At 61.0% G+C, this 9,739-nt stretch carries 10 protein-coding genes and 2 pseudogenes; 7 read left to right on the top strand and 5 right to left on the bottom strand.

Annotation, left to right across the window (positions count from 1 at the left end):
* On the top strand, window positions 1–1,014 hold a 1,014-nt coding region (locus EN818_RS30375; RefSeq protein WP_210237134.1), incomplete at its 5' end, for a chorismate-binding protein.
* Between the two features lie 9 nt (window positions 1,015–1,023).
* Window positions 1,024–1,794 carry an amino acid ABC transporter ATP-binding protein gene (locus tag EN818_RS30380; RefSeq protein WP_135906193.1) on the top strand — a complete coding sequence of 257 codons (771 nt, stop codon included), beginning with the start codon at window positions 1,024–1,026 and terminating at the stop codon, window positions 1,792–1,794.
* Window positions 1,795–1,807: 13 nt separating this feature from the next.
* On the opposite strand, the gene EN818_RS30385 is transcribed toward EN818_RS30380, so the two are convergent.
* A protein-coding gene (locus EN818_RS30385; RefSeq protein ID WP_135906194.1) for an IS5 family transposase occupies window positions 1,808–2,559 on the bottom strand; the annotation gives its coding sequence in 2 pieces (ribosomal slippage) (window positions 1,808–2,229 and window positions 2,229–2,559; 753 coding nt in all).
* A 73-nt stretch (window positions 2,560–2,632) separates the two neighbouring features.
* On the opposite strand from EN818_RS30385, the gene EN818_RS30390 reads away from it, so the two are divergent.
* From EN818_RS30390 to tnpB, 3 genes are all read left to right on the top strand, one after another.
* Window positions 2,633–3,430, top strand: a complete 798-nt coding sequence (locus EN818_RS30390) for a shikimate dehydrogenase (RefSeq protein WP_135906195.1) — start codon at window positions 2,633–2,635, stop codon at window positions 3,428–3,430.
* A 231-nt stretch (window positions 3,431–3,661) separates the two neighbouring features.
* The gene (locus EN818_RS30395) at window positions 3,662–4,015 is read left to right on the top strand and encodes a transposase (RefSeq protein ID WP_135906196.1); all 354 of its coding nucleotides are present in this window, start codon (window positions 3,662–3,664) and stop codon (window positions 4,013–4,015) included.
* Entirely contained in the window at window positions 4,012–4,281 is a 270-nt protein-coding gene (gene tnpB / locus EN818_RS30400; protein WP_135906197.1) for an IS66 family insertion sequence element accessory protein TnpB, read from the top strand. The genes EN818_RS30395 and tnpB overlap by 4 nt, the downstream gene beginning before the upstream one ends.
* On the opposite strand, the gene EN818_RS34390 is transcribed toward tnpB, so the two are convergent.
* From EN818_RS34390 to EN818_RS34090, 4 genes are read right to left on the bottom strand one after another with little or no spacing between them, the layout of a single operon-like run.
* A complete protein-coding gene (locus EN818_RS34390) occupies window positions 4,214–4,504 on the bottom strand; it encodes a tyrosine-type recombinase/integrase (RefSeq protein WP_281036020.1) in 291 nt (96 codons plus the stop codon). The two genes, tnpB and EN818_RS34390, sit on opposite strands and share 68 nt — an antisense overlap.
* A 23-nt stretch (window positions 4,505–4,527) precedes the next feature.
* Window positions 4,528–5,220 (bottom strand): tyrosine-type recombinase/integrase, encoded by a 693-nt coding sequence (locus tag EN818_RS30405; protein WP_281036021.1) that lies wholly within the window; start codon window positions 5,218–5,220, stop codon window positions 4,528–4,530.
* Window positions 5,217–6,149: a tyrosine-type recombinase/integrase gene (locus EN818_RS30410; RefSeq protein ID WP_135906198.1), complete on the bottom strand. Its 933-nt coding sequence runs from the start codon at window positions 6,147–6,149 to the stop codon at window positions 5,217–5,219. The genes EN818_RS30405 and EN818_RS30410 overlap by 4 nt, the downstream gene beginning before the upstream one ends.
* Complete coding sequence (locus EN818_RS34090) at window positions 6,146–6,604, bottom strand: tyrosine-type recombinase/integrase (RefSeq protein WP_348631427.1); 459 nt, start codon at window positions 6,602–6,604, stop codon at window positions 6,146–6,148. The genes EN818_RS30410 and EN818_RS34090 overlap by 4 nt, the downstream gene beginning before the upstream one ends.
* A gap of 1,086 nt (window positions 6,605–7,690) precedes the next feature.
* Here EN818_RS34090 and EN818_RS30420 point away from each other — a divergent pair.
* Together EN818_RS30420 and EN818_RS30425 are read left to right on the top strand one after the other, a co-directional pair.
* Window positions 7,691–8,573: pseudogene (locus EN818_RS30420) on the top strand (tyrosine-type recombinase/integrase).
* 10 nt (window positions 8,574–8,583) lie between these two features.
* Window positions 8,584–9,603 (top strand): annotated as a pseudogene (locus EN818_RS30425) (IS91 family transposase); the annotation flags it as partial.
* Between the last annotated feature and the right edge of the window lie 136 nt (window positions 9,604–9,739).

Raw genomic sequence — 9,739 nt, forward strand, 5'->3', positions numbered from 1 at the left:
TGGTTCGTGTCAAGGCTCCTGATAATTGACCACGCCTGTGCCAAGGCCTTTGAGGTTTTCACCGTTCAAAACAACGGCACACGTCACGAGGCAATCCGTGATAGTGGAAAAGATGTAATTAACCGGCTTCTGCAGAAGGCCATGCCAACAAGGCAACGCACGCGGTCACCCGCTTCCTTGCCGGACGACTGGACTCCCGACGTGTCCATCGAGGAGTACGTGAGCAGAATTGGCGAGATCCAGTCTCGCATCGCTCGGGGCGAATTGCAGCAGGCAATACTATCAATCGGTCTATCCAGGAAGAGCACGGCAGATGCCAACGCGGTGTTCGAGGTCTTACGCCGTCGTAACGCCTCTCCACATGTCTTTCTGGTCCGCACGGAGCAGAGCACTTTGGTCGGGGCATCGCCAGCGATGCATCTCCGCAAAAACGGAAAGGTCCTCACCGTTGAAACGGACGCCGGCACTCGCCGCGTCGGTGACACCGAGGAAGCCACGCGGGTGATCATGGAAGAATTGCTCCACTCACCTAAGGACCTGGCGGAGCAGCGGATGATCGTTGACGAAACCATTGTCGGCCTTAAATTGATCGCCGCCGGCGGTGAGGTCAGTGTGCCGATCGACTTGGAAGTACGCCGGCTCGGCAACGTTATGCACCTGTTCACTGTTCTGCAGGCTCAGATCAAAGACGAACTAAGTCCGGTCCAGGCAGTGCTTTCCTGCTTTCCTCCCTCGGCTGTAACCGGCGCGCCGAGGCGAAATGCGATGCAGGTGATCAAGGACGTGGAACGTCGGTCACGAGGACCCTATGGTGGCGTCCTAGGCCTAATCGGCTTCGATGAATCCGTAGACACCGCGATCATATTGCGCTCGGCATGGACCGAAGGCGACCAGATCGCGATGCGATGTGGCGGCGGCATCACCGATGCGTCTGTGCCCGCCGATGAGTACGCTGAATGCATGAACAAGGCTCGCGCCATGATCGAGTGTGTGCGCGAAGCTGAGACGCTTTAGGAGGGATATATGGCGCACGCTGTAGCCGAAATCTCGCCAATTCGGTCGAGTATTGACCTAGCTGTTTACTTCCATAACGTCGATAAATACTATGGAACGTTCAAAGTCTTACAAGGCGTTTGTCTTGAGGTTCGCGCGGGCGAAAAAGTTGTGGTCTGTGGCCCCTCCGGTTCAGGCAAGTCAACGCTCATCCGTTGCATAAATGGCCTCGAAGATCACCACGACGGACGGATCGTTGTAAACGGGACCGAGCTGACGAGCGCTTCGAAGGACCAAATCCGGCGCACGGTAGGCATGGTGTTCCAACAGTTCAACTTGTTTCCCCACCTTACGGTCATTGAGAACTGCACGCTCTCGCCGATCTGGACTCTCAATCTGGCGAAGAAGGAGGCCGAGGAGCAAGCCTTACACTACCTTGAGCGGGTTCGGGTAGCCGATCAGGCACGCAAGTATCCCAGCCAGCTATCAGGCGGTCAGCAACAGCGCGTTGCCATCGCCCGGGCACTTTGCATGGAACCGCAGGTTCTCCTATTTGACGAACCCACCTCCGCCCTCGACCCCGAGATGGTCAACGAAGTCCTCCAGACCATGCAAACGCTGGCATCGGAAGGAAGGACGATGGTCTGCGTGACACATGAAATGGGGTTTGCTCGTTCGGTCGCAGACAAGATCATATTCATGGATCGGGGCGTCATCGTGCAGGAAGCCGCACCTCACGACTTCTTCAACAATTCGACAAACGAACGGATCAAGAATTTTCTTGGTCAACTCGCGCACTAAGGCCTGTTGAGATTCATCGTGAGTTTATGACGGCGGCTGCGAGATGAATGATTGCGTTGAAGCTCTGGTCGGTTTTGTCAGCTCGCATGGCGATACGCTTGAACTCCTTGAGTTTGCAGAAGAAGTTCTCGATGAGATGGCGCCATTTGTAGAGTTCGAGATCGAGAGGCAGCGGCAAGGCGCGCCTCGGATGCTGCGAGATGACGATCTTGGCGCTGCGTTCGTTCAGATCGGCAATGATGGTGTTGCTGTCGAAGGCCTTGTCGGCGATCAGCCCGCCGAAGGCGATGCCGTCGATGAGCGGGGCGACGCCCACCGTATCGAAGCGATGTCCTGGCAGGAGAACGAAGCGCACGAGATTGCCGAGCGCATCGGTGAGCGCAAGAATCTTGGTGGTCATGCCGCCCTTGGAGCGGCCTATGGCCTGGCTTTGAGTCCCCCTTTTGCGCCCTGGCCGTGGCGGTGGACCTTGACGATGGTTGCGTCGACCATGGCGAACTCCATGTGCGGCTGGTCCGAACAGGCCTCGAAAAGCCGAACGAAAACATCGGCTTTGACCCAATCGCGGTACCGTTTGAAGGCGGTATTCCAACCTCCGAAAAAGGCTGGAAGGTCACCCCACGGGCTTCCCGTGCGCACGATCCAAAGCACGGCCTCGATGAAGCGGCGGTTATCGCTGCCAGTTCGACCAGGGTCGATTGGCTTACCCAGGCAAAGCGGTTCCATCTTCGCCCATTGGGCGTCAGTCAGCACAAATCGTTCCATCCAAAGCTTGAATCACAAACAAGCCAAAAGTGGAATCCTGAATCTCAACAGGCCTTAGACTGTTGTCACAACAATGAAAATAAAGATCGATGGCAGGACGCGGCTCTACTTCATCCTGGGCGATCCAATTGCGCAGGTAAAGTCGCCATCCGGCATGTCCGCCGCCTTCCAACGGGAGGGGATCCATGCCGCAATGCTCCCAGCCCAAATAGCCAGCACTCACCTCCTCCCATTTCTTGGAGCGGTGGACCATCTAAACAACTGCGACGGCCTGGTGATCACGGTTCCGCACAAGTTCGCGTGCTTTGAACACTGCTCGACGGTCTCCCAGCGAGCCTCAGTTTTGGGCGCGGTGAACGTCATGAGGAGGATCGACGGGGGCGGCTGGCACGGAGACATGCTTGACGGCTTGGGGTTCGTGAACGCCGCAGAGGCCAGAGGCCTCTCGCTCGCGGGCAAGCAGGCACTTTTGATTGGGGCAGGGGGCGCAGGATCGGCCATAGCCTTTTCACTCCTGCAGTCTAGAGTCGCGGGTGTTGCCGTTCACGACCTCGATGTCTCGCGGCGCGATGCACTGATTGAAAAGCTCCGCCATCTCGGAAATGTTCGCGCGGGCTCATGGAGCCCGGCGGGCTACGATGTGATCGCCAATGCGACACCGGCCGGAATGAGCGGTCATGACTACTACCCGGTCGATGTGAACGAGCTTAGTGAGCGCATGTTCGTCGGCTGTGTCGTAACCAAGCCCGAGATTACGCCGCTCATCGCTGCGGCGCGCCAGGCTGGGTGCACCACTGCCACGGGCGTGGACATGTATCGAGCGCTGGAAGGCCTTATGGTCGACTTCTTTAGCGACCGCTCCGAACGCTAACACTCCCTGCGCCGGACTTCGCCTACGTCACTACTCAGGCATGCTGATTTGCGCCTTGAAGTCCGCCACGACTTCTTCAAGCACTTGACGAAAGGCGGTAAGGGCGGGTCGGGCGGAGCGCGTCTTGCGAATAGCCGTACGCCTCCGGCGAGGGCCGCCCTGCGCGAGCATGGCACGGTAGCGAAGCTGCGCTCTTAAGGTCGTCCTTACGAGCGTAGTTAGCAGCACAGCATGAGCCATGTGACGTTATTGACCGGGCCGGAGCGGCGGCGGCGTTGGAGTGAAGAGGATCAGTGCCGGATACTGGCCGCGGCATTCGCGCCCGGGGCCACGGTAGCGGCGGTGGCGCGTCAGTACGATGTCGCGACCAGCCTGATCTATAAGTGGCGCCGCACGGTGAGAGCCCGCGAGACGGGCTTTGCCGAATTTGTCGTGGTTCCCGATAAGCCTGTCGCCGCTTCGGTGCCGGCGGCGGCCCCAGCGGTGATCGAGCTGGAGATCGCCGGCAAGGTGCGGCTGCGGATTCCCCTGACCACGCCACCGGCACTGGCGGCGGCGATGGTGAAGGCGCTGGGCGTTTCATGATCCCGGTTCCGAGCCAGGTGCGTATCTGGTTGGCAGTCGGCCAGACCGATATGCGTCGCGGAATGCAGGGCCTCGCTCTGCAGGTTCAGGAGACGTTGGGCCGGGATCCGCATTTATGCGTCGGGCGAGATTATGTGGCGGAGCCTTCCTTGTGCCAGCCTGGGCCTGCCCAGTCCGGATTTTTCCGCCACATAATATTTAGATGCTGTTCAGCAGTTGCAGAACGGAGTCATTTGCTCGGAAACGCACGCCGTGATTGCCGGTGACGCCCGCCTTCTCGAGTCCATTGCGCATCATCTCGACATCCGCTGCGGCATAGCGGTGGGTCGTGGCGACCTGTGCGTGCCCGAGCCAGGCTTGGATCGTCAAAAGGTCCACGCCGGACTGGAGAAGCTTCATGGCGAGGGAGTGCCGGAAGATGTGCGGCGATATGGGCTTGTCGGCCAAGGCCGGCCTGGTAGGCACGGCCTCTGTGGCCGCACGCCGCACGATATGGGTCGCTCCGAAACGAGTCAGGCGTTCGTTGCGGGCCCGACGAATATCGGTCGCGGCTCGTGATGGGCGATCCCGCGCTCGCTCAACAAGGATGTCAGCGCCCGCGCCAGGTCCTTAGCAATGGGGACGACGCGGTCTCTGCGCCCTTTGCCGCGCAGCAGCACTTGTGGGTGCGGCCGTTCCAACCGAAGGTCGTTTGCGTTGACGCCGGTGGCTTTGGAGACCCGGGCGCCGGTCCGCGCCAGAAACAGTAGAAACGTTCGGTCGCGCCGCCCACGGGACGTCCTCTGATCGGGGGCCGCAATAAGGGCGTCCACTTCGGCCTTCGTGAGGTGGTGCGTCACCTCAATGTGAGCCCGTTTTATGGGAATCGTCAGCACGCGTTGGGCGACACCGAAGGACGCCGGGTCAGCAGCTGCTACGTGATGGAAGAAGGATCGGATGGCCGCTAGTCGGGCGTTGCGCGTGGCGATGACGTTCTTGCGCTTCTCCTCGAGCTCGTCGAGGAAGGCGAGAACGAGGTCTCGATCGAGGTCTTCGAGCGCCAATGCGGCCGGCTTCTTCGCCAATCGGGTGGCGGCAAAGATGATCAGCATGCGCAAGGCATCGCGATAGCTGGCCACGGTCGCGGGAGTCGCATTGCGTTGTTTGGTCAAGCGCCGGCGAAAGTAGGACTCCAGGAGCGGCGCCAGCAGCAGGTGTTCGCTCATGCTGCACCTCCGTCGAGGAAGGCGCGCTCCGCCGCAATGGCGAGAAGATCTGCCGAACCGGTGAGATAGTAGGCTGTGTCGCTGTAGCTGGCGTGACCGAGATATGTGGCGAGCAACGGGAGCAACGCCTGAACGTCTGCGCGCTGCTGATGCCAGAGGCCGAGACGGGTCACGGCGAACCGGTGCCTAAGATCGTGTGGCCTTAATGGCTTGCCGCCATCGAGACCAGCAAGCTTGCGGGCCTCGGCAAAGCCGTTTTGCAGGCCCGTCGCCGAGAGGCGATTGCCACGAGAGCTGAGGAAAAAGGCCTGGTCCTTGGGCATGGGAAAAGCGGCATCCCGCTCATGGACGTAGCGACGAAGGGCAGCCTGGGTCGTCGTGTGAACTGGAACGAGACGGTCCTTGCGGAACTTCGTCTTCCGAATGAGGAGAACCCCGTTGGCCAGATCAACGTCGGAACGATCAAGTCTGACCACTTCGCCTGATCGCAGCCCCGAGCTCGCCAATAATCCGATCAGCGTGGCCATTGTCCGCCCCTTGAGAAGGATTCCCGGCGAGATGCGGCGGCATGCGTCGATGAGTGATGCCAACTCGGCCTCGCTGAGGATTCGCGGAGGCGGAATCGCTCTGGATCTGGGGAAAGCTCTGCGCTCCAAGGCTTCGGTTCGCGCGTCATAGACGGCGAGATACTCGTAAAACCGGCGCAGCACGCCGTGACGAGTGACACGGCTGTTGGCGGCGCCGCTGAACGACAGGGCGAAATCCAGCGCCAACGTTCGAGTGGCGGGCCCATCGAACTGAGCGCGCTCAACGTACCTCACGAAAGCCCGCAATGTGCCGGCTTGCTTGCTGAAGGCATAGCCGAGGGAGTGGCGCAGCTCGATGTAACGCTCAGCCTTCTCGCCGAGGACCCGGGCGAAGGCGGTCATGCCACGCCTCCCGGAAAGGGAAGTGCGACCTCGGCGAGCTGCGAGGTCGCGACCTTTACGTACAGCGCCGTTGTGTTGATGCTGCGGTGTCCCAGGAGATCGGCGACTTCGTTGATCGGCCTTCGCTGTTCGACAAGTTGGCTGGCTAAGCTGTGGCGCAGGAGATGCGCACCTCCGGCAGACTCGATCCCACTATGCCGCAACCGCCGCTGTACGATCCTCGAAACAGGCGACGCGCACTTGAACGGCCCTACAGGCGGCGTGAAAGACAGGAATAGGGACGGACTATACACCTTCGGCCGAGCGCGCAGGATGTAGTCGGCGAGCGCGGCGCCGGCTTCCTCGATGAGCGGGGCCACCCGATCACGCTTGCCCTTGGTGTGCCGGACAAAAACCTCGCCAGTTCGCCAGTGGATATCGTGCAGCTGAAGGGCGCGCAGCTCACCGTTGCGAATGCCGTGGTGGCGAGCAGCAGCAGGACGGCTCGATCGCGGACGTCAACCGGTGCCGTTGCGCCGATCATATCAATTGCACGCCGAACGTCATCCCATGCAAGGCGCGGCGGTAGATGAGCCAAACGCCAGTGGGGCGTCCTGGGGACGACGCGCGCGAGATCCTGGTCGTGGTGGCCAGCCCAATACAAAAACCGAAGAAATGTCCGGATGTGAGAAGTTGCTGCGGTGCGGGTACCGGAGGTCGCCGATAGTGACAACCGATGTTCGACAGCGGCAAGGACATGCTCAGCCGTCAACGCGTCGAGGTCTTGGCCGGAATGGTGGTGATGGAACCAATCCAGAAAGCGGCGGCTGCCCAGGAGAACGCCTTCGCGGGACTTTGACTCCAGTCCGCACACCCTGCTCAGATAGTCCGAAAAGGAGGTCAGAAGCGGAACATCCGGATCATTATCTACACTGGGAACAGAAGCAAGGAAGCGTTCTGGAGCCACTCGCCGTGCATGTCCCAGCGCCGATGCTGCCCCAATGCGAGGAGTATCCGTAGTAAACGTGCACAAATAGCTGTCGATGACATCTTGAGAGATAGGCATCGGACCACAGCGCGTTGCGGCAAACTGGCTAAAGCGCGCAATCCGGCTCAGGTAAATCTTGGCGGACGCTCGCTTGTAACCAAGGGTGAAAAAATGCTCCGCGAGGCGATCCATCTCGCCACCGAGTGCACCGCTACGCAGGCGCTTGAGCACCCCACAATAGAAAAAATAGAACTCGAGCATTCTGCCCCTCCGGCGTTGTGGCACAGGGGAATCCCGCGCCATGAGAGAGGCATGAATATTATGTGGCGGAGGCAAGCTGGGTTTGGCCGGCCCGAAAGGGGTCAGGGCGGCTCCGCCACATAATCTCGCCCGACGCATAAATGTGGTTGGACTAACCCGCTCCGCGATCGCGGAGTGGCAAGGACGGTGTGTGCCGACGGCGTAGTCTTGATGGCGTCGTCGCTCGCGCTGGTCATGTGTCCACAACAAGCTCCGACTGCGTCAGCATGGAGTGGCTGCTTGCAGGCCATTCCATCGGACAAAGGAGCTTGTCATGACCCAACTTCGCCAGCGCATGAGCGAGGACATGCAGGTGCGCAACCTCGCGCTCAACACCCAGCGCTCATATCTACAACAGGTGTCGCTGTTCGCCCGCCACTTCGGCAAGTCGCCGGACCTGCTCGGACGCGAGGACATTCGGACCTACCGGGTTCACCTGACCAACGAGAAGAAGCTGGCGCCTGGCTCGATCCACACCGCCATCGCGGCGCTGCGCTTTCTCTACAGTTTGACGCTCGAAAGGGACTGGGCGCCTGAAGAGGTCCTGCCGCTCCCCGAGAAGCCGCAGAAGCTGCCGATCATCCTCAGCCCCGAGGAAGTTCAGCGGTTCCTCGGCTGCGTCCTCGACGTCAAACACAACGCCGTCCTTACCACTTGCTACGCCGCCGGCTTGCGCATCTCGGAGGCGGTCCAGCTGAAGATCACGGACATCGACAGCCCAGCGGATGGTCGTCCGCGTCGAGCAGGGTAAAGGCCAGAAGGATCGCTACGTGATGCTGTCGCCCAAGCTCTTGGAGATCCTGCGCACCTACTGGAAGGTGCGCCGCCCAGAGGCGTGGCTTTTCCCCGGCGATCGTGCTGGCCAGCCGATCACCAGGGATGCGGTGGGACAAGCCTGCGCGAAAGCGCGAGACCTCTCCGGCTTGTCCAAACCGGTCACGCCCCACAGTTTGCGGTACGCCTTCGCCGTCCATCTGTGGGAGGCTGGCACCGATGTGCGTACCATTCAACTCCTGCTCGGTCACCGCAGCCTCGCGACCACCGCCCATTACCTGCGGATTGCCACCAACAAGGTCTGCGCCACGTCGAGCCCCTTCGAGCTCTTGCCGCGTCCGGCGCCCATCCGGCCGCCACCCGCCGAACCGCAATACTTCTGAGCGCGCGACGATGGCCCGCTCGGGGCCGGAAGTGGCGGATATCTTCCGCCGCTACGGCGAATCCTATCGCGAGCAGCATGACGCGTCGCTGTCGACCGCCCAGCGCCGCGTCATGACGGCGATCGAACTGTGCCGGACCGCCGCGCTCGGCGGGCACGTCGAAGCATGTGATCAATGCGGCCACCGGCGCGTCGCCTTCAACAGCTGCCGCGACCGGCATTGTCCCCGCTGCCAATCTCTGGCCCGCGCGCAATGGCTGGAGGATCGTCGCGCCGAGCTTCTCGACACACAATACTTTCACGTCGTCTTCACGCTGCCGGAGCGCATTGCCGCCATCGCCTATCAGAACAAGGCACTCGTCTACAGCCTGCTCTTCCGCGCCACCGCCGAGACCATTCGCATCATCGCCGCCGATCCCAAGCACCTGGGCGCCGAGATCGGCTTCTTCGCCGTGTTGCACACCTGGGGCCAGAACCTGCTCCATCATCCGCATCTGCATTGCGTCGTCCCAGGCGGCGGCCTTTCTGCCGACGGCGATCGATGGGTCGCCTGCAAGCCCGGCTTCTTCTTGCCCGTCCGGGTGCTCTCGCGGCTGTTCCGACGATTGTTCCTGGAGCATCTTGCGAAAGCATTCGACGCCGGCCAGTTGCAGTTCTTCTCTGACTTGCGAGCCTTGAGCGAGCGCGAGGCCTTCCGGCGCTATTTGGCGCCGCTACGAAAGGCCGAGTGGGTCATCTATGCCAAGCCGCCATTCGCCGGATCCGAACAGGTCCTCGACTACGTCGGCCGCTATACCCACCGCGTCGCCATTTCCAACAATCGCCTCGTCGCCATCGAGGACGGCAAAGTCGCCTTTCGCTGGAAGGACTATCGGCATGGCAGTCGCCAGAAGGTCATGACCGTCGCGGCCGATGAGTTCATTCGTCGCTTCCTGCTACATGTCCTGCCCGGCGGCTTCCATCGCATCCGCTATTACGGCTTCCTCGGCAATCGCTATCGCGCGCAAAAGCTCGCCTGCTGTCGTGACCTGCTAGCTAGGTGTGAGCTTTCGGGAGGTTGTCCATTCGGACCGGACCGAGGAGACTGGAGTTACCACGCTTCAGCATCCATCGGAGGATCCGAATGAACATCCATAAGAATGCCCGTCTCACACCGCTGCGTCGAGA

It is taken from the genome of Mesorhizobium sp. M3A.F.Ca.ET.175.01.1.1 (assembly GCF_004791945.1).
Classification (GTDB): Bacteria; Pseudomonadota; Alphaproteobacteria; order Rhizobiales; family Rhizobiaceae; genus Mesorhizobium.